Genomic DNA, 24,510 nt, shown 5'->3' on the forward strand with positions numbered 1-24,510 from the left:
CTTCTATAGAACCCCTGAGTGGATCTATTTAAAAATATAGGGAGAGTGTGGGGAGTGTGGGGACCCACCCCTAACCCCTCCCTGGAGGGGAATGTGGGACTGTGGGGACCCACCCTAACCTCCCTGGAGGGGAATGTGGGGACTGTGAGGAGATGGAAGCAAATTTCAACTTGCTAGGGTTGCCAGCAGATGCGACTCACGTCGTCGACGTGAGTCGCATCTGCTTGCCTCCTCTATTCTCGTTCCTGAATTTCGGTCTTCACTCCTCAGTCGTCGGGTCGGACTTCTGCCAAAAGCACATACCGCCTATAAAGATACGATCGGGGATTCTATACGTTTACTGCTGAGTGCTGAGTGCTGACCGTTTTTTTAACGTCGTACCTTACCTAAAGCGATCGTGACATCCACAAGCATATTCAATGCTACATCTTTACCAGGACAGATGCGTCCAGCACTACGATCGCCTACGGAATGGAAACCCATGTGGAAAGGGCAAAGATTTTCTCGGTTGGCATCAAATTGATAGGTTGTCGGACCCCAAAAGTTCTCGTCTAATAATCCTAAGCTGATAGGAATTAATATTTTTGTACCAGTAGGAAAAGTTCGATATCTGCCAGCTATTGTCACTGTAAAAGCATCGGTTGCTATTTTATGGGAGGCGATAACGGGTGCCCAGAGACGGGAACATTCTAAGATATATAGTCGCACAGACTCTCGGTTGTCGAGGTCAAGTTCATCCCAATAATGAGTAGGGTTAATTTCAGATGTATTTCTACCTTTGTAGGCAGGAAGAGGTCGATCGCCCATGGCGGTTTGACCAAGATGTAGAGGACCTTGTAAAGCTGCTATACTCATAATAGATGTCATCATTTTGGCTAATTCTCGTCTTGTCATGCCATTATACTGATCGCTCTGTTCGTTAAAGTTAGCTAAGACAGGAGAATTTTCATATATGGTTGCTGCTTGTTCGATCATCTCTGAAATTTTTCCATGCCCAAATATGTTGAACTTTTCTAAGATACTACTAACACCTGCAAAGTAGCGCAGTGTACCCTGACGTGTATAGTGTAAATCTGTGAGGAAGTCCATTGTACTCTTATCATTAGGGTCTAGCTTAAATAAAACATAGTGAAGATATTCAATCAGAAACCGTTTCCAACCCCGCTTATCCTCGCTAAAGAAAGCTTCACCATGACCGTGAGACATATCTATATAATCTGCTGCTAACTTTTCAATAAGTTGTCTGGCGATCGCATCTTGCTGACGTGTTATTGAGGAGTCATTGAGAATATAATCCTGTAAACATCTGCGGAAAGCTTCATGGTCATTACTACCTGTTGCTTCTTCGTCTGAAAGTGCCAGTAGGAAAACGTTTCTGCCGCCTACATCTTGATTAGGCAAATGATTTGCTTCTAGTAGGATGGTGGCTAGGCGGGATGTTCGAGCTTGTGGAGAAGTCAGTGCTGTTTCTATAGCTTCAAATTCTCCCATGACTACCTGGCCAGCACAACAAAAGTTGGGTCCTAAAACTAGGCGTTTCTGGTCTAGGTATGTAGGAAGATTTGCTGCTAAACCTTCTATCAAGATAATTATTGGCAGCAAGACTTTGCTAAAGATATTTTCTGGATGTTGAAGTGCCCAGATTTGAAAATTATTCAGCCCAATATCTATCAATGATGCTGTATAGGTTGGTTGTTGTTTTGGTGGGGTAGTTGAAGTCATATTATTTCTCTGTGTGGTTGTTGAAAAAATGGGGGCATAAGTCGTAAGTAGTCTAACATTTGATGCGAATTTTATCACCTACATTTCGCAGATAAAATACAGTACTTACGACTATATATAGCGTATATATAATAGACATCTCCAAAAATACTCAAACGCCTATCTTAACTATTTTTAGTGGGGCAATGTAGCTGCCACACTTGCTCTACCAAAGCCACTCATTAAGATATTTAACTTATATAGTTTTATAGGTATAAGAGATACTTCGTGTTACTAATATAAATATTTATTGTACTTTGCCTTATTATTTTTTATCTCAATTTTTCAGGATTTATACCAATAAAAATTACCTAATTATTAGTCTGATTAAATGGTTGCATCTGAATGCAAGAATAAAGTCAAAAATTTATCGCTTTTAGGCAACAGCTCCGAAAGGCAACAGGTAACAGGGAATAGATAAGAAAAAAGTGTTTTTGCTTGCTATGAGATGCACCCGATTAAATCACATATTATTAGGATTACTTTTTCATAATTATTATCTTTTAAATCGAACTTAAAAATGTAAGATATATATTTAGTGTGCCTGTGTAAACCCTGAACCAAAGAAATCTTTCGTATTTTCAGCATAATATTAAAGATATGACGAAAAATCCCAATCTAGAGATGACTACACTGCTTTTGCTGAGGCCGAAGGCAGAGGAAAATCAAGCCGAGCCACTAATAGGAAAGCGCCCGGAGTGGTGGTGGACTGGGCCCCGTCCTACAGAAGTCCTGCACGCCCTGCCAATGCCAAATCTGGCAACCTGCACGCGACATCAGGTTCTAGACTACTTCAATAACGGCTGGCTGATGACGGAGGTTTTGCTGTCGGCACTACAGGGCGAACAAGCGTTCCTAGACCCTCCCTATCACCAACTGCGTCATCCTCTAATCTTCTACCTGTGTCACCCAGCTGTACTTTACATCAACAAGCTGCGGCTGGCTGGACTGATCGGCGAGGCGATCGATCCATACTTCGAGCAATTGTTTGAAACTGGGGTTGACGAGATGTCCTGGGACGATATGTCCAAGAACGAAATGGATTGGCCATCAGTCCGTGAGGTGGTCGAGTACAGGCGACGGGCCTACAAGATTGTCCGAGAATTGATCGAAACCATGCCAGCCCTGGAAGAAGGCCACGAACCCATCACCATGGAGAATCCCGCCTGGGCACTGTTCCTGGGATTTGAACACGAACGCATCCACATCGAAACCTCCAGCGTCCTCCTGCGAGAGTTGCCACTGTCAGTTTTGCGTCAGCCAGAAGCATGGCCTACTCCCCACCCTTCAGCTTTTGCAGAAAGTCAGGCGATCGAGAACCAGTTAATTCCTGTTCCTGCTAGAACAGTTACGGTTGGCAAGCCTTGGGCAGAGCCGTTATTTGGCTGGGACAACGAATATGGTAAGCGACAGGTAAGAGTTCGGAGTTTCCAAGCTAGTAAATACCTGGTGACTAATCAGGAATTTTATCAGTTCGTTGTTGCTGGTGGATACCAGGAGTCGAAATACTGGACAGAACATGGCTGGGCCTGGCGACAAAACTGCAACGCTAAATGGCCTACCTTCTGGGTAGCTGACGGGCCTGCCGGGCTGCACCAGTACCGACTACGGACCATCTTCCAGGTGGTGGATATGCCCTGGTCCTGGCCTGTAGCAGTCAATTGGTACGAGGCCAAGGCTTATTGTGCTTGGAAGACCGAGCAGGACAACAGCCCCATGCCTTATAGGCTGTTGACAGAAAATGAACATCACCGCCTGCGCGAGGACGATGAGGCAGTGCCTCAGTCAGCAAATTTGCATCTGACCTGGGGGTCGGAAACCCCGGTCAACGCCCTACCTCCCAACACAAATGGATTTTACGATGTCTTCGGCAACCTCTGGCATTGGTGCGAGGATGACTTTCATCCCCTGGAGGTTCCGAGTACACCGGATCTACGACGACTTCAGCACTCCTTGCTTCGATGGCGAGCATAAGATGATCCTGGGCGGGTCTTTTATCAGTACTGGCGATGAAGCTACCCGCTGGGCTAGGTTTCATTTCCGACCGCACTTCTTCCAGCACGCAGGATTCCGGCTAGCTTGCTCAGAGGAGGGCGATGCCACCTGTGACGCCGTACTGATTCGCAAGAGCAGCGGGGTCGAAGCCTATGAAGGGGATAAAATTCTGGGAGAGAACCTGATGCTGCATTATGGGTCGGCAGATGAGGCAATGCCCTACAACTTTGGCCCCAAAGATGCGGTGGGATTTCCCCAACAGATCGCTGCCCTGACCCTGGAGACTTGCTTGAGTCTGGGCATTGAGATGGGGCAAGCCCTGGATGTCGGCTGCGCGGTGGGTGGCTCAACTTTCGCCCTGGCGCGGGAATTCCAGTCAGTGTTAGGGATCGACCTCAGTGCTACCTTTATAGAAGCTGCCGAGACCCTCCGTCGTGAAGGCCAACTGACCTATCGCCGACGGGAGGAGGGGGAAAATACTAGCGTTGCTGAAGCCCAACTTCCTGCAGGTCTGGATCGGGGCCGTGTTACTTTTCGCCGTGCCGATGCCTGTGCCTTACCACCGGAGTTAGTTGGGTTCGATGCCGTACTAGCTGCTAACCTTCTCTGTCGTTTAGCTAGCCCTCGGGCGTTTCTAGGGCGGTTGTGTGGTGTCCGTGGGCTGGTACGATCGGGTGGAGTACTGGTGCTGGCAACTCCATTCACCTGGGACGAGCGCTTCACACCACGGGATGCCTGGCTTGGCGGGCGTGATGGAGAGTCTTCTTTCGCTGCATTACAGGCAGAGTTAGACGGGGATTTTGAACTTCTGGAAACGCGGGATATGCCGTTTCTCATCCGGGAGCATGGCCGCAAGTTTCAGTATGTAGTAACCCTGGTCAGTATGTGGAAACGGCGTGGTGCCTAATGGTACTTAGACATTTTTTGGCAGAAAAACTGCTTGAAAGCCAGTCTAGACAAGGGAATTACGTCAAAACCCTAAAAATGGCTAAAAGCCTCGATCATAAAGGATTTATACATTTTAGACGTAAAAACCTCTCCTTGTCTATATTTGAGCCTATTTTTTGCTGCTATTTTGTGTAAGTCCTGCTAAGGCCTTATTAGTACAATTCTAGCAAAGATTTAAAGCAACGCTGGCTCTTCTCAATTTAGTATGCTAAAGTGATGGCTAATTTTTCTGAAAGCCTTTCCCCATAAGACTTTTATAGGTTGAGCTTGCAGATTCAGTCCGTAAGTAGCGGGAAAGCAATTTTAAATAGTCCTTAACATGGAAGTTAAGTCATGATAGAGATTTTTAAACAGGTTGTCTACGTTTTAGCCTTTGCGTCATTAGGCATAATAGCGGTAAAATTATACCTTCTTGCGAATAAAATTTGGACGCGAAAACACGAACGAGCAGTTGCTGAAAGTGTCTCGGTCACTGGATATCTTATGGGTTTGGTGCCAGACGTAATATTGGCGTTGAACTTTTTAATTGATGGACAGTGGCAGGGTCTGTTCTCCTATGTTTTATTTATTGGTTTTGCAGTCATGTCCATCCTGATCGGGTTAAAACTATGGGTTGAAGCAGAGAGAAAAAAAGGATTATGGACGCTCTTAAAACAAGCGTTTCAGCAGGACAAAGAAGAAGCGGGAAATTTGGCTAAGTCATTTCTGAAGCCATCTGGGGCAAAAACAATTATCAAGATTCTCGGTCAGATTGCTCTGATTGATGAAGTTCTAGAACCGCGAGAAAAAGAGTTTGTCCAGACTTTTGCCAACAATTGGAACATCAATTTTGACTGGGACGAGTTAACAAGTAACAGAGCAGGTAGCAACAAGGTAAACTATGTTAAGTTGCGTCAAGACTTTTCTGACTATCTAGCTACTAGTCCACCGGACAAGCAGGTATCCCAATTAAAAGATGTGATCACTGCCTTAATAAACGTTGATGAGGAAGTTTCTGAACAGGAGCAGTTAATTTTAGGGGAATTGAATGGTCTATTTTCCCGCTATTTGGATCAACACGATAATTTGGAAGTGTATCATGTAGTCGTTGCTCCACAGAGCGATCGCCAGGAGGAAGTAATAGCAAATTCATTCCCAGAGCTATCGCGGTATTCTGTAGGTGAAGGTCATGCTTATAATAACGGACCATTTTACTCCAAGCAATACGCCCAGATAATCTGCGAGCAGTATCGGAGTCTGAATCTTTTCAGCATTGTGGCAGCAAGTTTGCCAGCGTAGCTGCAAAGAAAGGCAACACTTGACAGAGTGCGATAACCTCCCACTCGACGAGCAATAATCTCCCCGAGTGGGAGCATAAAGTTAAAGACCTACTCTTGGTAGTGCCAATTTCTCGATGAACCGTGTGGGTGAAAACCTCTGAAGTTGCTGGAACGTAATGAAAATGAAGAAACAAAATCACAAAGATTTCAATTCTCAAACTTCTATACACTATGCCAATGTGAGCACTTCTTACAACGAATCCTTTTTCACTGAAGATGGTTCTGACTATCAAAGGTGGCAATTAGATCGTGTGTTGCATCATCTGCGCTTGCAACCAACAGACCAAGCTATAGACCTGGGATGCGGTACTGGGGTATTTACCAGTGCGCTCTACACCAAAGCGGGGTTAACTAAAAACATCCTCGCTGTCGAGCCAAGTCAATCTATGTTAAATTTAGCTCAAACTTTGCCCGGTATCGCGATGCATTGCTCTGACGCGCAGAGTTTCGTGCAAGATCGCACCATCCGATATAATAAGATACTGATGAACGGAGTTATACACCATATCCCTCCAGCAGACTTACCTGAATTATACAGTGGAATATATCGGCAATTGCACCAAGGTGGCATCCTGCTAACGGTAACAAGACCTGAGATCGTCCACTACCCATTTTTTCAAGCAGCATTGGAACAGTGGCTAAAACAAACACGGGCACATACAGTAGATATTTTAGCCAAATATATGGAAGAAACTGGCTTCTCAGTTTCTTATCAAACCTACTACTACCCCGTCCAAATTGCTAAAAATAAATGGTTGGAAATGATCCGAAACCGCTTTTGGTCCACTTTTAGCTATTTTAATGATGAGGAACTGGAAGCGGGCATAACTAAATTGACAACTAAGTATGCTCAAACCGATGTTCTCAAGTTTGAAGAGGCTTTAATATTTATTGAAGCTGTGAAGAATTAGAGTTATAGCAGTTCTCATTCTTTGTGTGATCTGCTGTCGGAGATTGCTAGCCCGACTGCGTTGGGTTGCTCGCTAACGGGGAGGGGTAACTCTATTTCGCCTAAGTTACTTGCTAGTCTACCCTCCACGCTGTGCGAAAAATCGCTCCGGACAAATAGGCGATTGTGCTATACCACATAAATTTGAGAAATGCTATATCCTCTTGTAAAATTTCTCAGTAAAATTGCGCGCGATTGAGCAAACTAAGAAGAGTAAACCCATGCAAGAAATTCCCTATAGCAAAATTAGACAATGGTTTCAGGAGGATCGTTACCAAGAGCAGTCTGAGTCTGCCTACGGAGATCCTCAAGAACAGCTTCTCAAGTTCTATAATATGCTTGAATCCTGTGGCGATCTGACTACAGTCTTAGACCTAGGATGTGGCGATGGTAGGAATACCATTGCTTTAGCTCGGAGAGGATATCATGTTACCGGAATTGATGTTGCCGGAGAACAAGCATTACTTTACCGTGCTCGCCAAGAATCTCTGGAAAATGTCAGATTTATCACTGGCGATCTAACCCTGTATCCTTTTGACAAGGAATCCTATGACTGTGTGTTATGTGCATGTGTTTTACATCTCCTAAGTGCGGAACAGATTGAAGTCGTGGCCTGTAAGGCTAAAAAAGCTCTCAGACAGGGTGGACTGATTTACCTTGATGTTCTTACCAACATCAAACGAACTTTCAGGGATTCAGGGGAAGAATTTACCTATACTGGATTGGTAAATTGGTCTGATCGCCAAGCCCAGGATTTTTTCACTAGGCTGTTCTCAAACTGGTCTGTTTTAGATATGTTCTCGTTTCATGAAGAAGGAGATTGGCCTGTTCAACCGGGGAATGATCCCATTCCTCCCTATCATTATAGTGAAGACTATGTTTGCGTAATTGCCCAAAACACTGCAGATGAGTGAAAATAACGCAAAGCGATTAATTGCTAATAGCGCTAATGTTAATCTTGTCAAAAACAAACAGGGCGCTCCTCTGTTGCATTAAGTTATAGAGTGTCGCCAGACAGAGGTCGCCCAACTGTTAATTTTTAACGGTGCTAATGTTAATGCTAGAGACTAAAGCGATCGCTCTGTTTTGCATACAGCAGTAAAATCTAACTTGAAGGAGCTTGTGAAATTTTTGCTAGACTGGGGTTATTAACTGTTGAATGAAAATTGTAAAAGCGTAGTTGCTATTATAAGAAAAGTGTTGTTACCTTAAACAGGTAATAACTCTAATAAATTATAGCGGGTGAATGCGACTGGTTGACAGACATATTATTAACCGAACACATCAATATTGGCGGGTGTGTGATGAGTTAGCCTTTAAATCAAAAAACTTGTACAACCTGGCTAACTATTATTGTCGTCAGCATTTTTTCAAGTGCGGAAAAAGTCTGGATTTAACCAAGCTATATCACGCTACCAAAGATAGCGATGCCTATAGAGTATTACCAACGTTCCATTTACGCGAGCGAAAAACTTTCTCTTCTTCTTCCTTCTTCCCTCTTGCTTCTTCCTTCTTCCTTAACAATCAAATCCCACTCCACTCCCTTAAAATTGGTAAAACAAAAGTAATAGGCGCTCTTTCTTCTACTCGTACTCGTGTTGTTGTGGTTGTACCAGCAGTTAATTTTTGTTGGGGTCCTTTTGAAGAAGACCATTGATAACCACTAAAGGTATTGGGGTCTAATTTTAGTTGAGCGATCGCTTCAATTTTTCCCCCACTTTCGCCGATAATATTTTCTACTATTTCGGGATTTCCTACTACAAAGTTTGCACCTTCTTTTGTTACTGGAAAATCAGATACAGAAATAATTTTGCCGATAATTCCGCCAAATCTTTCCCGTTTTACGGTATCGGGAGTGATTAAAATTTCCATCTCTGGTGTGATGCGTTTGCCATCTGAAATAGCAAAATAACTGACTGCTTGTAGTTCTCCTGATTTTCCTTTGATATTAATTTTACCTAGAGTAGTACCTGGATTTACAAATTGTCCGAGAGTAGTTTGTATTTCCAAAATACATCCATCTACAGGACTAAGAATTTTGCTATTATCAGCAATTTGTTTTTCTAATTGAGCAATTTCTCGTTTAACTTCTTCTATTTGATTTTGGCGTGTATTAACTGCTTCTAAATTTTCTTGTTCTAAACGTTTTCTCTGAGTATCTAAATCTTGTAAATCTGCTTTTATTTGAGTTATTGTATTCTGATTTTCTAAAAATTTTTGCTTTGTTTCTGTTTCTCGTAGTTTGAGTTCTTGTAATTCTGCTTTAATTTCATTAATTCTGTTGAGATTATCTAAAAATTGTTCGTCTGTTTCGGTTGTTTGTAAATCTAATTCTTGGATTTGAGTTTCAATTTCTCTAATAGTATTGAGGTTGTCTAAATATTGTTGATTAACTTGTGCTTCCTGCACTTTTAATTCTGCTAATTCAGTCTCAATTTCTTTGATATTATTGAGGTTTTGTGCATATTTTTCTATAGCTTCTGTTCGCTCTACTTCTAGTTGTTTTAGCTCTGCTTCTATTTCTGTAATATTTTGCAGATTTTGTTGATATTCTTGTTTGCTTTGCAGTAGAGTATCTTCAGAAATGGCTCCCTGTTCATATAAGTCTTGACGTCTTTTTAGTCTCTCTTCAAAAGTAGGAGCTAACTCTCGTGCATCTTGTAAACGTTGCAGTAGACTTTCTCGTTTCTGTTGCAATGCTATTTCATTTTGATTAAGCAAAATAGGGGTTAAAGCTTTGGTATTTTCTAACTTTTGTTCCAGGGCAATTTTTTGTTCGGCAAGTGCTGCTAGTTGTTTTTCTTGTAGCTCGGGAGTTAGTGCTTTAGTATCTTGTAAACGCTGTTGTAAGCTAGTTTTTTGTTTGGCGATCGCTTCTAATTTTTTCTCTTTTAATGCGGGAGTTACTGTTTCTAGGTCTGACAAACGTTTTTCTAAAGTCTGACGTTGTTCTCGGATGGCATTTAATGTATCGTTTTGCAGTATTGGCGCTATTGCCTGAGTATCTTTCAAGCGTTGTTCTAAACTGTTTTTTTTCCCTGCTAAAGCTTCTATTTCGAGTTGAGTTCGTTGATTTTGTAATTGTTGAGTATTTTGAGCTTGAGATTCTAGTTGAGTTAGTTTATTTTGTTGTAATTCTAATTGTTTTTTGAGCTGAGATGGATCGATAGTTGCCAGTACATAATTTTTTTTTATGCACTGCCCATCTTGTATATTTAAAGATTGTAATCTACCAGCGATCGCTGACTGAAATTCTATTACTTGTCGGGGGCGAATTAATACTCCTTTTCCACTAATAGTAATAGGTATTTTGCCGAAAATACTCCATAATAAACCCAGAATTACTAGACTACCTAATGTTGCTAAAGGTAGCCAATCTTTGAGAGTAACTACTTGCATTAATTGGTCTAGTCGTTCTGGGGAAGAAAGCCGTTCTAAAGATTCTTTGCGGAATATACGGCGCTGTTTTTCAGACATTAATAACTTTAGATGAACTTCCCATGACTTTTTTTACATGAGCTGAGATATTATTCAAAAAGTAAATAAGTAAAAAGAGAAATCCATTTATTGTACCTCATAACAACGGGAAGCGCTTTCAATAATTAATTATTAATAATTAATAATTAATAATTAATTAGGGCTTGCTGATTAAATATAAAAGTCTTTACATATAAAGGTTTTAGCCTTTTTAAGTATCAAAAAGTGCGAGGTTTTAGGTGGTAATGGTTCAAAAATTTAGGATTTTGGTCAAGAGTTGGACAGAAAAATCAAGGAACGATTCTTCCTACTATCTCCTCTATAATTCCCATTTATCCTGAGTCCTGAGTCCTCCCCTGACCAAAAGACTTCCATAAGCAAACCCTAATTATTACCGAATAATTAATAATTAATAATTAGGGCTTGCTGATTAAATATCAAAGCATTGACTGATATTGGTTTTAGGTTTTTTATGTCTATTAAAAGCATGAGCTTAGAAGAAGCGGTAGTTACAAAAGTGAGGATTTTCACCGAACCAAAAGCCGAAAAATCACTCTTACTATTGTTTTGGCCACTGACTATGTAATTCCCATTTATTCTTTTTTCTCCTTTAAAGTAGAGGCTTTAAACCTTAATTATTAGGTAAATCTTCAATTATTTATTTTCAATTAAATTTTGACTTCTTAAAAGTGTCTCTGTCATAGTTGCCAATTTCTGCAAACTAGATTCTAATTCATCAGCACGTTGTTGATGTTTTTTCTTACGCATTAGAGCAGCACGAGCTAAATCTTCCCGGTCTTGTTTTACTGCGGCATGTGCTACTTTTTGCCAGGTATTTATTTCCTGTCTAACTTGTTTATATTCTGGTTGAATATTTTCCCAAGCTATTTTTATATCCGCTAAAGCTTTGTTGACCAATTCAGCAGTATCTACGTCAGTTTTTACTCCTAAAATTGCTTGCTTAATTGGTTCTGATATTTGTTCAACATTAATGTTATAAAGCAGAGGAATAAAGTTTTTTACCTGTTGACTGTGACTAACTCCAGTTATGCACCAAGTCGCAAAATGTTCGCAATTATTTTTAATAATATTATATTTTCTTTCTCCTAATCTACTTTCTGCTCTTTGAATGACTGTATCAGCAATATAACGAACTGGGTAACGTTTCACATAAACTTTTCTTCTATCAGTAAAATATTCTTTAGAAGTTCTTTCAATAGTTTCTGTACCTTTGCGATAATGAATAACTGTTCCATCACCACAGTCAATGCCATGATGTTCGTAAACACCATCTATATTTAGAAACTCTCTAAGAGTATATATTTGGTCTCCTCTTGCCATATTATTTTTTCAAATTTTACTTAATTTAACTAGCTATCAGCTATTAGCTATTAGCTTAAAAAGGTAGTACATAGATAATGGTATCTGTTTATCGAATTATTAATTATTAATTATTAATTATTAAATCATTCTGGTTTAAAGCCTCCCTTTTAAGGGGAAAAAGCGGTCGTAGCGCAGCTTCCCGTAGGGTGGGATGGCGAAGTCTCCTCGCCATATCCAATCGACCAAGAGAAGAAAAATATTTCCTTATATTCAATCCTCTCGGTTTTAACCAGAGGTAATTATCAATTATCCATTATCCATTATCCATTAATAAAGGAGCATTCCGTCAGGAAACGCTTTTTCACCTAATTTTATTTTAATCTAATTGAGACAAGTTTTACACAAACTAAAACCACTAACCCTAAAGCTAAAATTCCAGCAGTAACTGCAATTACTGGCATATCTAAATGACGAATTACAATAGCTATAAGTGCCCAAACAAATACCAGAGGATAAGCAATATCTTGCTTTTGTATATTAATAATTGCTGCAATAATTGCTCCAATTATTAACATAACTATTGTCCAAACTATGGCAACTTGTCCTGTACTATTCCAGCCTAAATAATGGAGGGCGCTTGCTATATTCACAATCGTTGCGACACTAATCCAAGCAAAATATATACTGATGGGATAATGAACTAACCATTTATCTTTTTTTGACACTCTTTCATAACTAATTCCTAAATTTAGATATAGGCAAATTAAACAGCCTAAAATTCCTAACATTGCCAAAACGGAAAGAGTAAATAATTCAAATTGAAATAAAAATACCCAAACTATTTGTGCCAGACTTGCACCCACTAAAAAATATCCACATCTCTGTAAAATTGGATTTTCTCTTTGTACTGGTAATACTTGATAAATTCCAAAACTAATTAAACCTAAATAAATTAATCCCCAAATTGCAAAAGCATAACTAGCCGGAATAATCAAAACATCCTGAAATACAGTATTAGAAATTTCGCCAATAGTTTTGCCACCAGGAGGAGCAAGATTAACATAAACATTCAGAAAAAAGCAGCAATAATCCCTATTAAATTAGCCCACTGCCGAATAATGTTTGAATTAAATTTGTTAGTATTAGTTTCCATAATTATCTTTACTCTTATTAATAAATCCGATTAAAAAGCGTTTCCTGACGGAATGCTCCGCAAACAGATACCTAATTATATGCGCAAATTTTTAGGCTCATAGATAATAGCTGATAGCTAGTTAAGCCAAATTATAACTTAGCCCGGAAGTTGTTACCTCTACAACTAACCGGGCTACTTGTTTAAATAATTAGTTAATCTTAATCAAATTATAACATCTATATTTGTAGAATTAATCTCTAATTACTTCTAGTCCACAAGCTTCTGCCAGTTGTTGTGCTATACTCTTATATTGACGGGGTGGAGTGTGAGTATCTAAATCTAAATTAAAACCTTCAATAACACGCTGAATTAATTTTGAACGCCATATAGCTTCTATTTCATAATCAGAACTTAGGCTACCTTCAGATAAAGCTAACCTCAATTTATCTAATATTTGAAATTGTCCCACTAAAATTGCTGCTTTAGTAACATCATTAGAATCAGTATCAAGAGCATCTAGTTGCCTACTAACTCGATTCCATTCACCATCAATTATCTCGATTAGAACTGCAGCAAGTTTAGCATTACGTTGTTGTGTCAATATCTTAAATTCGTCCTTAGTCATCATTATTAACTCCTAAATATATGATTATCGACTGTCTAATTTTATATATCACATCTACACTGTTGACTCCCATGAATATAATCTTAAATTTTGAATAATTTATTTCTTACCGAATAATTAAGGTTTAAAGCCTCTCCTTTAAAGGAGAAACAATGAATTAATTTTCCCTTTTGCGTCAATCCTCTTCTTTTCAAGGAGAGGTAATTGTTAATTATTAATTATTAATTATTAATTATTAATTGTAGAAATGGCCTATTGATTTGACATCAAATAATCAGTTAATCAATTAATAGATAATGGCTTAGATTTACATATTTCATAAATTGCTGATTATTAAGCTAAAAATCAACAATTTCAACAAAGAAAAACATGGAATTTAGTTTTTTTATTGCATTAATAAATCACAAATTAAGATGTAACTATCTTTTTTGAATTTTGTATTACAATTTTGGCACCAACTGTTAAGTAGGTAGGTCATTTCAGTTATCAGTACCGACCTCTGGAGCAAGAGGCTTGAAAATACTGAATCGAATATTTTTTTCATCCTCTTAAAAGGGGAAGTTTTAGACCCTATTTTTTGGTAAAATTAAATCTAAAGCGTCGGCAGAGATTTACGTTTGCGGAGCATGACCTAGGAAAACAATCCCATAGTAACGACTGCTTTCCTCGCAATTTGTTCCCAAACTTTCCTGAATTTTTCTGATAATAACTGATTAACCTGAGTATAATAATCTATCAGCAATAAAATTCTCTTAAAGGAATCTAAATAATGACAAAATTACGAGTAGGTTTATTATTTGGTGGTTGTTCCGGGGAACATGAAGTATCCCTTAATTCGGCAAAAGCGATCGCTACTGCTTTAACTCAAGGTCAAAATACAGACAAATACGAACTGATGCCAATTTACATTCAAAAAGATGGTCGTTGGCAACCAACTGATTTTTCTCAACAAGTGTTGGAGTCTGGCAACCTACCATCATTGCCGCTTATAGATGGAAATCAGAATGATAATTCCGAGACTGAAACAACCTCCTCTATTGCTTCTCAAAGCTCGTCTAACCTCTGGCAAACTCCTCCTCAAGCAGCTCAGATAGATGTGTGGTTTCCAGTGCTTCACGGTCCCAATGGCGAAGATGGTACCATACAGGGTCTACTGAAGTTAATGCAGGTTCCGTTTGTGGGGTCTGGGGTTTTGGGGTCAGCAATGGGTATGGATAAGATCGCGATGAAAATGGCTTTTGCTCAAGTAGGTTTGCCCCAGGTAAAATATCAGGCAGTGACACGATCGCAGATTTGGTCTAATCCTTGTGTGTTTCCCAAATTGTGTGATGATATTGAGGCAGCTTTAGAATATCCCTGTTTTGTTAAACCTGCAAATTTAGGCTCATCAGTGGGTATTGCTAAGGTGCGGTCGCGCTCGGAATTGGAAACTGCCTTGGATAATGCCGCTAGTTATGACCGTCGAATTATTGTTGAAGCAGGTGTGGAAGCTAGAGAGTTGGAATGTGCGGTGCTGGGAAATGATGTCCCGAAAGCTTCTGTGGTGGGAGAGATTACTTTTGACAGTGATTTTTATGATTATGAAACTAAGTATACAGAAGGAAAAGCAGATTTATTTATTCCAGCGCGAGTCAGTGAAGCGATCGCTACTCAAATTCAAGAAATGGCAACTCAAGCATTTTTAGCTGTGGATGCTGCGGGTTTAGCTAGGGTAGATTTTTTCTATGTAGAGAAAACAGGGGAAATTTTGATTAATGAAATTAATACAATGCCTGGTTTTACTGCGACAAGTATGTATCCTATGCTCTGGAAAGCTAGTGGAATTCCTTTTTCTGAGTTAGTAGACTGTTTAATTCAGTTAGCATTAGAAAGACATTCTCATTGAAGAAGGCAGAAGGCAGAAGGGAAAATTGCTTATAGATAGTTAACACTTTGATGTAGGTTGGGTTGAGCGAAAGCGAAACCCAACATTTATCTTTAAATATCTTTCTCAGTCTTAATTAAGTGGAAAGAAAGAAACTCCTTAATAATTGGTATTAGCAGTTCTTCAAACTTAAGAAAATCATCTTTTTCACGTCTTGTTTGACAGATATATTCACAGAATTCCCCCTTGTTAAATATTTCACCTTTATCCTCACCATAACCACCTGTGTTTGGATTTTTTTTGTAAAACCTCTCTTCAAACAATTCGGCTGGGAAAAGATTTTCAATACCTTTTTTTACTTTGCCATTCTCAGTATTCTCAGGTATACAACGAATGAATATAGAATCAAAATTTTCACCTTTTTTTTCTGTATCACAGTCATAAAGAAGCAATACCTTTCTAGTAAAATGACTTTGATTATTCACCAGAATTTTTTTTGCAGCATTCAAGTTTGTGTCTCCACCATCTTTTCCTTCCTTGCCAACTTCATCAATTTCTAATTGCTCTAATAAATCTTGATTTCCTAACAATTCCAAGGCTGTTTTTATATATTCAACATCTGTTTTTCCTTCTGTTAATACTAAAGGTTTAGAGTCTTCTAAAACCTTCTCTTCAACTGCATCCTCAAAACTCTTTGTCTGACTATAGAACTCAAAAGATTTCTGAAACTCCTCAAATCTTTCGGTAGTAATTTGTTTACCTGTAGGCATTTCCAAAATTTGAATACCATCAGCGCCAAACTCACGCTCCATACCAAGTAGAAAAAGTGGCGAATGTGAAGTGACAATAAATTGTACTTTTGGAAATAATTTAACTAGCTGAGGAAGAACTTTGTATTGTAAATCTGTATGTAGATGAGCATCAATTTCATCTATTAAAATAATTCCCTTAATTTCACTTAGACTAATACTTTTTTGAATATCTGCCATATCTGCATAGCGGATAATTGTCGCAAAGAGATTGAAGAGTAAAGCTTGTCCTCCTGAAAGGTGGTTCAATGATGGAACTATTACTCCATTTCCCAAACTAATTGCAATTCGTCCATATTCATAATTTCGATGGTTCAACACTAATGTAGCTTTTTCATCCTCAATAACTTTACGAAGCAGTTGCTCAACATTCTGTATTCCCATTTTAAGTTCCTTTTTTGAATGGCTAGAATGCAGATGTCGTTTCACTGAAGTTAGGAGGGGAGTATCTGTTTGCTCAACAAACTCTAAGTCTACAAGCGAGTCAAGTAATACATCCATCAACCACTGTTGATTATTCTTTGCGGATCGTTCAACAATTAATGGTTTTCTAAGTTCTCCTGATATCTTTTCATAGTTGCTAAACAGAAGTCGATCTTCTACTGCTTTATAATTTAACCAATGAGGACGCTCATGGCGAGATGATGGGAAAAAACAAACTGCTCCAGTTTGGAAAAAAGTTTCAATTTGCTTTTCATCTCCTTCAACTCCTTTCTCATCGGATTCATTAATTGAAATTGAATGTACTAGCTTCAATTTATTTTTTACCTTCTCGGAATATCGATTTATATCTACTCCACCAAGTTTTTCTACATAATAAAACTTATTATCTGCGTCCGAGAATTCTAGAAAACTAAGACTTCCACCAGATAAAGAGTATATATCTCCATCACTAACTACTTTTAAAAAGTAACTGTACTTAAAGTGCTGTCCTATGACGATGTCGCGAAACTTCTTCTTTGCTAACTCTGCTAGTGCATCAAGAATATAAGCTAATAAAATGGTTTTTCCCGTTCCATTTTTACCTACCAAAATTAACGGTTTTGGATTTCCCGAATCATCTAAGCTTAAGGAAATATCTAGCTTACTAATCGGTCCGACATTTTCAATAAAACACTCGCGCAGATACATCTATAGATCTTTAAAATTTAGGTTATGTTATATTATACCTTTATTTTCATACCTCTTTACTAAAAAATTAAGGAAATTTTGCTAATTGAATAAACTGCTATAAACTTGGTATGTACTATATTTCCCAGAAATATTAGGAGCCATTAATTATGGATACAGATATTATTGTTAGCATTACAGCAGATGGTCAACTAGAACTGCCACCAAAAATTAAACACCAGATTAAACCAGGGGATAGATATAAAGTTTCCATTGCAGAAGACTCAATAATATTCCAAAAAATTCAGCAACCCCAAGACTTAAATGATTGGTTTCGGCACATTGAAGAATTAGGACCAGACCCAAATCAACCTTCTCTCCAGGAAATTAGTGAAATCGTAAAAGAAGTGCGACAGGAAGATAAGTTTAAGAAATGAGAGTTGTTTTAGATGTGAATGTTTGGATTTCAGCTTGGCTCTGGGGTGGTGTTCCTGGTCAGATTCTATGCATAAAAGGCAGGGGGGATTACAGAAAAATCAAGGGATAAATATATCCGACTACCTCCTCTATAAATTCTATTCTCCCCTACTCCCCTACTCCCCCGCTCCCCTACTCCTAAAAAAGACTTTTTCAGCAAACCCTACTTAACTTCTCCAACTTCGCCACCTCAACCCGAGTCTTCAACACAGAATCAGGATTCAAACTAATAGAATCAATCCCCAACTCCACCAACAACTTCGCAAACTCAGGATAATCACTCGGCGCCTGACCACAAATACCAATCTTACGCCCACACTCATGAGCAATAGTAATCGCAATCTTAATCATTCGCCTCACAGCATCATGGCGTTCATCAAAAATATCTGCTACCAATGCCGAATCTCGGTCTAAACCCAACACCAACTGAGTCAAATCATTCGACCCAATAGAAAATCCATCAAACACTTCAGCAAACTGTTCCATTAAAATCACATTACTCGGTAACTCACACATCACATAAACCTGCAAACCATTCTCACCCCTCTCCAAACCATACTTAGCCATCTCCCCTAAAACCTTCATTCCTTCTTGAGGAGTACGACAAAACGGAATCATCGGAATTACATTTGCCAATCCCATTTTATCCCGCACTCGCTTCAGCGCCAGACATTCCAAACCAAAAGCATCCCGATATTTAGGATGATAATAACGAGACGCACCCCGCCAACCAATCATCGGATTTTCCTCATCAGGTTCAAACTGTTTCCCTCCCAATAAATTAGCATATTCATTACTCTTAAAATCGCTCATCCGCACAATAACAGGTTTCGGATAAAAAGCAGCAGCGATCGCTCCCATTCCATAAGCTAGGCGATCGACGAAGAAATCTGCCTTATTTTCATATCCCATAGTCAACTCAGCAATTTCTGCTTTTTCCCCCTCATCTTCCACTTCGTCAAAATGCAACAATGCTAAAGGATGCACCCCAATCTGATTAGCAATTATAAACTCCAATCTAGCCAAACCCACACCATCAACAGGAAGTGCCGATAACCGAAAAGCCTCCTCTGGGTTGCCCACATTCATCAAAATCTGAGTGCGAGTTTCTGGCAAATCATCCAATACCGTTTCCACAACCTCAAACGGCAACAACCCATCATAAACTATCCCCACTTCTCCCTCAGCACAGTCAACAGTAACCGCCTTACTATTGTACAATAGTTTCGTAGCATTTTCGCAACCAACAATCGCCGGAATACCCATCTCCCGTGCAATAATTGCAGCATGACAAGTACGCCCACCTTGGTTCGTAACTATAGCGCTAGCCTTTTTCATAATGGGTTCCCAGTCAGGGTCAGTTTTGTTGGTTACTAATACCTCCCCTGGTTGAAATTCATAAATGTTATCCTTATCCAGAATTATGCGTACTTTACCTTCACCGATCGCCTGACCCACAGAACGACCTGTTAACAACACTTTCCCTTTCTCCTGCAACTGATAACTACGCAGCAGATTACCAGATTTTTGAGATTGCACTGTTTCTGGTCGCGCCTGAACTATATATAAACTCTCGGTGATGCCATCTTTTGCCCACTCAATATCCATCGGCGTGTAACTACCGCGCACTTGGGAATAATGGTCTTCAATAATTATCGCCCAATGGGCAAGTTGCAGAATTTCATCATCACTCAGAGCAAACTGTTGTTGCTGTCGCTCTGGTACAGGTACGTTTTTAATGGAATTACCGCCATCATAAACCATTTTCAGAGCTTTAGTGCCCAGGCGTTTGTTGAGAATAGTACGGAAACCTTCCCTAAGAGTTGGTTTAAATACTAAGTATTCATCGGGGTTAACTGCACCTTGTACCACATTTTCCCCTAAACCATAAGCTGCTGTAATTAGGGCAGCATTTTTGAACCCAGTTTCGGTATCTATGGAAAACATCACACCAGAGGTAGCAAGGTCGGAACGCACCATTTTTTGAATGCCAACTGAGAGAGCGACATCGAAGTGGTCGAAACCTTTGATAGTGCGATAAGAAATGGCGCGGTCGGTGAATATTGATGCGAAACACTTATGAGCCGCTTTGAGTACACTTTTGACCCCGTGAATATGGAGGTAAGTTTCCTGTTGTCCGGCAAAACTGGCATCTGGTAAGTCTTCAGCAGTGGCACTGGAACGCACAGCAACATCTGTGTCTTGACCGTAGAGATAACAAAGAGTTTCGTAGCTAAGAGCGATCACTTTTTCGAGTTCTGCTGAAAAGGGTGTATTCATTATCAATGCTCGTGCTTTTTTGCCCCGTTGTTGCAAATTTTTCATATCTTCAACATCAAGGTCGGCAAATAGTTGGCGTAGTTTGACTTCTAAACCAGCAGATTTGATGAAGTAACGATAAGCGTAAGCAGTGGTAGCGAAACCATTAGGAATATTGATATTTTTGGGGGTAAGTTGTTGCATCATTTCTCCTAAAGATGCGTTTTTACCTCCTACTAAAGAAATGTCATTAATACTAACTTCATCAAACCACAATACTAAGCTTTTCTCTTTAGCAGTAAAAGTCTTGTTTTTAATTGTTAATGTTTTTAGCATTGCTTTTATTTCCCCTAAAATTAAGCTGTTTCATCACGTTACGGTACAGCTTGGATACAATTTTTGTCACAAATTTATATTCAAGGCAAATCACTATATTTTTCCCTTGAAAAAGTTATTTATTGTTAATGATCGACAATCTATATCACATCGATTGCTAACAATTATTTCTTGATTTATAGTTGTGTATTATCCATCTATCTTATTAGAGAAATTTTGTTAAAAACTTTTTCTCTATATTTATATATTAATTAAATTCTGTATAACCGACAACTTTTCTGAGGTATGCACCTTAGTTACCAAAAGTAAAAAATTGTTGATAGGAGTAGTGTAGAGGTACTTATTACAAAAGATTAAGTGCTTTAATGATTCGGCGTTGCTGAATTGAAGTATGAATGCGCGGTTGTTTGGCTCTGGTCAAGCACCCGCGCATCCCCCGTTCAACAAAAAGCGCAGCAACATCTGGCTTCCCCCTTTTCAAGGGGGACGGGAGGGGGATCAAGGGGGACTTTTAGAGTTTTATTCCCCCCAAAATTGGGGGGCTAGGGGGGCTTGCATCATACCCAGAATCAGCAACGCCAATAATTCTTATAGAGGGGGTTTGACTACGACTCATCTGAGGTAGATACATTACTGAGACCTATAATTAAGCTTAAATAGAAATCAAATAACGATGGTTAATCCCTTTTTTTTAATCCCAACTATAGTTAAGTTCATATATAGCAGAAGGAAGAAGAAAGAAGCGGTGCGACCCCGCGTCCGCGTCAGACGCAAGCGGTCAGACCCCGCGACGACGACAGCTCGCTTGCGGAACGCTGACCAACAGAGGGAATGCGCACCAAGAGAGGAAGAGGGAAGAAGGAAAAATATTGCTTTGTCTGGGTTTTAAGTTGTCGATCTGTCCTAACCTTTCCTTCGACTGCTATATTAAGTTTTTTTGGCGTTTTTACTTACATAAAAGGTATTAAATAACCTTTATATATCTGTAAAAATATTGATTTTAATCTCAAAAATATAGCAACCGTCATTTCAGTTATCAGTTATCAGTTATCAGTTATCAGTACCTCTCTCTGCCTATTTGCGCAGCATTCCGCAGGAAAGTTAGAGGCTTGAAATATTGAACTTGATTTTTTTTCATCCCCTTGAAAAGGGAGTCTTGAGACCTTATTTTTTGGTCAGGTTAGTTAGAACAATTAGTGCGAGCATCTTGCTCGCGTTATAAATCATCATAATTAGGGTTTGCGGAAAAAGTCTTATGGGTAAGGGTAGGAGTGCGGTGAAAATATCAGGAACGCGAACGGACAAGATGCCCATTCCACAAAACTATTAAAATAATCCCGCATTTATGCAACGCCGGAAATTCAGAAATAGAATAGAGAAAAAAGTAGAAAAATGCTCCCCACTCCCCTACTCCCCTACTCCCCTACTCCCCTACTCCCCTACTCCTGGATAATCAAGAATCTAATTTGCCGCCGCCTCTGCTACAGTCGTAATTACTTCCTGGAATATCACCTCATCTTTACGAGGGTCCGCATGAGCAACCTTCACCTCTATGCGATCGCCCACATTGACAGACCGACCAAACCGCATCGCCAACTCTAACCCCAACTCTTCCAATAACACCAACCCTAAATTAATTTCTTCTTTCAACCACCTAATTATCAACGCTTGCCAAACCTCATCAGAATTACGTCGCAAATATTCCAGTCCCCAGTAACGGTTAGTACACCTTTCCACACTAGAAGCTTCTTTCACAGCAGGAACTAAACTCATTACTATTTCTTGCATCTGGTCTCGACTAAAAGGTAACTCCTCTCCTCGTAAATGAGCTTTAATTTGAAAGTGAGCCAATAGATCGCTATAACGCCGAATCGGAGAAGTAATCTGAACGTAAGTTTCTAAGGCCAAACTAGCGTGACGAGCTGGTATAATGCCCATTTCACTTTTAGGCATACATCTACGCATCGCACAAGACCGAACTGGTCCAGCAGGCAATAATATTAGTTCAGCCTCTGGTGGAAGTTCCGGTTGAGGTTGACTGCGATAAGGAAGTGGAATATCATGCTTTTGACCATATTTTGCCCCAACCTCTCCTGCCATAATCATCATCTCTGCCACTAGCTGTCTTGATGGTGAGTCGTCCAATACCTCTACTTTTACTTCCTCACCTTCAACTTTAATCACTGACTCTGGCATATAGATACTAATAGAACCTTGTGACTGTCGCCACTGAAATCTTTGTTTAGCCCACTGGTCGAGGGCGTGAATTTCTGGCTCTAGCTGAATCTTTAACTGTAACATCTCATCTACATCATCATAAGTCAGGCGGTAGGTTGGTTTGATTAAGCTAGCATGAATGCTGTAGTCTACAACTCCTCCACTTTCATCTAAAATAATGCCAAAACTCAAGGCGCTGCAAATTTGTCCCTGAATCAGACTCATTGGCCCTGTGGCCAACTCTGACGGGAACATCGGAATCATACCAGTGGGTAAATATAATGTAGTAGTTCTTCGCCTTGCGTCTAGGTCTAACTCATCACCAGGAGTAAGTAAACGAGTGGGGTCGGCAATATGTACCCATATCTTTTGTCGATCATCTTCTAAAAATTCGATACTGAGGCCATCATCTATTTCTTTTGTGCTTTCATCGTCTATGGTATAGACCTTTAGATGAGTTAAATCCAAACGGTTTGTATCTGGATCTGGCGGGGGAAATTGCAGGCAGCTTTGAGCCACTTCTAGTACCTTGGTAGAAAAATGTTTTGGAATCTGACTACGTCGCAGAAATAGATTTTCATGTTCGCTCCATATACCTAGATCCATTAATAGTTGAAATGCTGCTTCTGGAGTTTCTGGTAATTCTAAGAGTCCCAAAGTATCCATTGCCTGGGTACGATTAGAAGCTTCTTCTCCATAAGTCGCCAATTTTTCTATTACATCTAGGCGGTTATAATCGCTTGGTTGCCACTCTACCTCTTCTCCTGCTAGTCGGTTACGCACCCGGAGTAAAAAGTTTTCTAGTTCTTGTTGTTTTTGTTTTTGGACTTCTTGCTGATGTTTGATTTCTCCTACTTGAGCTACAGGTCGGGGTTCGTAGCGATCGCCTTTTTGCTTAAAGTAGAGTTTATCGTCTGATAGTAATATATACGCTGCATAACATTGGGCTGGTGTTTGTTCTGAAAATAGCAGTAAGGCCATTTCTTCTGGATTTACTGTTTCTGATTCTTCTACCAGTAGTTCCCATGCTAATTCTATACTTGAAGGGTCTATATAAGTTTCTACTTCCTGAAGAAATTTGGGAATTTCTGATGATTTGTAACCTTCTCCTGCTACTTCATAACTGATTTGTTTTGGAGGTATGCTGTGAGATTGACCATTTTCTTCGACCACGACCCAGTTTTTTTTACCGTCTGGACGTTCTGTGATAGCTAGTCGCCGTTCTCCATGCAATCTAAATTCAATTAATTTTCCCTTCTCCACATTTATATATCCCTATAAATTTTCAACTGCCTTTGACTAGGTTGTGGTATTTTTTAGTTTGAGATTTTTTGACTTTGGCTTTTATAAGCATTTCCTGACGGAATGCTTTTTAACTTTTTCAGATTTTCCCAAAATCTCAAATCTCAAACATTTTATCTTCAAGTTTCCCGATTAACGTAGGGTAATAAAGCTACTAATCTAGCTCTTTTAATACTTTTCGTTAAATCTCTTTGCTGTTTTGAAGTTAAACCAGTTATTCTTCTTGGCAGAATTTTACCTCTTTCTGTAATATATTTCTTGAGTAGTTCCACATCTTTATAGTCGATTGGATCTCCTGGTTTAATTGGTGATACTCTTTTGCGGAAGTAATTCGCCATTTCTAATTATTTGTTAGTTATTTTTTGTTTACGTTTTAACTATTTACTTACTATTTTTAATACTCACTGAATTTTTACTTAATTTCTTTGTGAACTGTATGTTTATTACAGTGAGTACAGAATTTCTTCAATTCTAATCTTGAGGTTGTATTCCTACGGTTTTTAGTTGTTGTATACCTAGACACACCTTGTGAACGTTTACTAGAATTAGTTCTACATTCTGTGCATTCTAGTGTAATAACAATTCTGACTCCTTTAGCCATTTT

Annotated in this window: 18 protein-coding genes; 8 read left to right on the forward strand and 10 right to left on the reverse strand. The window is 39.4% G+C overall.

All coding sequences use genetic code 11. From position 1 onward, the window contains the following. Positions 1 to 369: 369 nt before the first annotated feature. On the reverse strand, positions 370 to 1,722 hold the full coding sequence (locus tag SAGCYANO_RS14550) for a cytochrome 450 (protein ID WP_202220736.1): 1,353 nt from the start codon (positions 1,720 to 1,722) through the stop codon (positions 370 to 372). Between the two features lie 786 nt (positions 1,723 to 2,508). Between SAGCYANO_RS14550 and ovoA the strand changes: the two genes are divergently transcribed. From ovoA to SAGCYANO_RS14575, 5 genes are all read left to right on the forward strand, one after another. After that, positions 2,509 to 3,735, forward strand: a complete 1,227-nt coding sequence (gene ovoA / locus SAGCYANO_RS14555) for a 5-histidylcysteine sulfoxide synthase (protein WP_237396175.1) — start codon at positions 2,509 to 2,511, stop codon at positions 3,733 to 3,735. Position 3,736: 1 nt separating this feature from the next. Beyond that, entirely contained in the window at positions 3,737 to 4,663 is a 927-nt protein-coding gene (locus tag SAGCYANO_RS14560) for a putative 4-mercaptohistidine N1-methyltransferase (protein WP_202220738.1), read from the forward strand. 524 nt (positions 4,664 to 5,187) lie between these two features. Next, on the forward strand, positions 5,188 to 5,982 hold the full coding sequence (locus SAGCYANO_RS14565; RefSeq protein WP_202220739.1) for a hypothetical protein: 795 nt from the start codon (positions 5,188 to 5,190) through the stop codon (positions 5,980 to 5,982). Positions 5,983 to 6,139: 157 nt separating this feature from the next. Further along, a complete protein-coding gene (locus SAGCYANO_RS14570) occupies positions 6,140 to 6,934 on the forward strand; it encodes a class I SAM-dependent methyltransferase (RefSeq protein WP_202220740.1) in 795 nt (264 codons plus the stop codon). A 223-nt stretch (positions 6,935 to 7,157) separates the two neighbouring features. Continuing rightward, positions 7,158 to 7,886, forward strand: coding sequence for a class I SAM-dependent methyltransferase (locus SAGCYANO_RS14575; protein ID WP_202220741.1), 729 nt, complete (start codon positions 7,158 to 7,160; stop codon positions 7,884 to 7,886). Positions 7,887 to 8,496: 610 nt separating this feature from the next. On the opposite strand, the gene SAGCYANO_RS14580 is transcribed toward SAGCYANO_RS14575, so the two are convergent. From SAGCYANO_RS14580 to SAGCYANO_RS14595, 4 genes are all read right to left on the reverse strand, one after another. Next, on the reverse strand, positions 8,497 to 10,449 hold the full coding sequence (locus SAGCYANO_RS14580; protein WP_202220742.1) for an NHLP bacteriocin system secretion protein: 1,953 nt from the start codon (positions 10,447 to 10,449) through the stop codon (positions 8,497 to 8,499). Between the two features lie 654 nt (positions 10,450 to 11,103). After that, complete coding sequence (locus SAGCYANO_RS14585; protein WP_202220743.1) at positions 11,104 to 11,790, reverse strand: lecithin retinol acyltransferase family protein; 687 nt, start codon at positions 11,788 to 11,790, stop codon at positions 11,104 to 11,106. A gap of 353 nt (positions 11,791 to 12,143) precedes the next feature. Next, positions 12,144 to 12,767, reverse strand: coding sequence for a tryptophan-rich sensory protein (locus SAGCYANO_RS14590; protein WP_307785898.1), 624 nt, complete (start codon positions 12,765 to 12,767; stop codon positions 12,144 to 12,146). 390 nt (positions 12,768 to 13,157) lie between these two features. Then, positions 13,158 to 13,535, reverse strand: a complete 378-nt coding sequence (locus SAGCYANO_RS14595; RefSeq protein ID WP_237396176.1) for a hypothetical protein — start codon at positions 13,533 to 13,535, stop codon at positions 13,158 to 13,160. Positions 13,536 to 14,301: 766 nt separating this feature from the next. Between SAGCYANO_RS14595 and SAGCYANO_RS14600 the strand changes: the two genes are divergently transcribed. Next, positions 14,302 to 15,417, forward strand: coding sequence for a D-alanine--D-alanine ligase family protein (locus tag SAGCYANO_RS14600; RefSeq protein ID WP_202220744.1), 1,116 nt, complete (start codon positions 14,302 to 14,304; stop codon positions 15,415 to 15,417). A 92-nt stretch (positions 15,418 to 15,509) separates the two neighbouring features. Here the strand turns inward: SAGCYANO_RS14600 and SAGCYANO_RS14605 are convergent, their stop codons facing one another. After that, positions 15,510 to 17,336: an AAA family ATPase gene (locus SAGCYANO_RS14605; RefSeq protein ID WP_202220745.1), complete on the reverse strand. Its 1,827-nt coding sequence runs from the start codon at positions 17,334 to 17,336 to the stop codon at positions 15,510 to 15,512. A 149-nt stretch (positions 17,337 to 17,485) separates the two neighbouring features. On the opposite strand from SAGCYANO_RS14605, the gene SAGCYANO_RS14610 reads away from it, so the two are divergent. Continuing rightward, the gene (locus SAGCYANO_RS14610) at positions 17,486 to 17,752 is read left to right on the forward strand and encodes a hypothetical protein (protein ID WP_202220746.1); all 267 of its coding nucleotides are present in this window, start codon (positions 17,486 to 17,488) and stop codon (positions 17,750 to 17,752) included. 193 nt (positions 17,753 to 17,945) lie between these two features. Here the strand turns inward: SAGCYANO_RS14610 and ppsA are convergent, their stop codons facing one another. Further along, on the reverse strand, positions 17,946 to 20,387 hold the full coding sequence (ppsA, locus tag SAGCYANO_RS14615; protein ID WP_202220747.1) for a phosphoenolpyruvate synthase: 2,442 nt from the start codon (positions 20,385 to 20,387) through the stop codon (positions 17,946 to 17,948). A gap of 673 nt (positions 20,388 to 21,060) precedes the next feature. Between ppsA and SAGCYANO_RS14620 the strand changes: the two genes are divergently transcribed. Next, complete coding sequence (locus tag SAGCYANO_RS14620) at positions 21,061 to 21,276, forward strand: hypothetical protein (RefSeq protein ID WP_202220748.1); 216 nt, start codon at positions 21,061 to 21,063, stop codon at positions 21,274 to 21,276. A gap of 572 nt (positions 21,277 to 21,848) precedes the next feature. Here SAGCYANO_RS14620 and SAGCYANO_RS14625 read toward each other — a convergent pair. From SAGCYANO_RS14625 to rpmG, 3 genes are all read right to left on the reverse strand, one after another. Continuing rightward, entirely contained in the window at positions 21,849 to 23,867 is a 2,019-nt protein-coding gene (locus tag SAGCYANO_RS14625) for a ribonuclease catalytic domain-containing protein (RefSeq protein WP_202220749.1), read from the reverse strand. Between the two features lie 158 nt (positions 23,868 to 24,025). After that, a complete protein-coding gene (gene rpsR / locus SAGCYANO_RS14630; RefSeq protein WP_202220750.1) occupies positions 24,026 to 24,244 on the reverse strand; it encodes a 30S ribosomal protein S18 in 219 nt (72 codons plus the stop codon). A gap of 74 nt (positions 24,245 to 24,318) precedes the next feature. After that, a complete protein-coding gene (gene rpmG, locus SAGCYANO_RS14635; RefSeq protein ID WP_202220751.1) occupies positions 24,319 to 24,507 on the reverse strand; it encodes a 50S ribosomal protein L33 in 189 nt (62 codons plus the stop codon). Positions 24,508 to 24,510 lie beyond the last annotated feature (3 nt).

Source organism: Okeania sp. KiyG1 (assembly GCF_014132355.1).
Taxonomy (GTDB): domain Bacteria; phylum Cyanobacteriota; class Cyanobacteriia; order Cyanobacteriales; family Microcoleaceae; genus Okeania.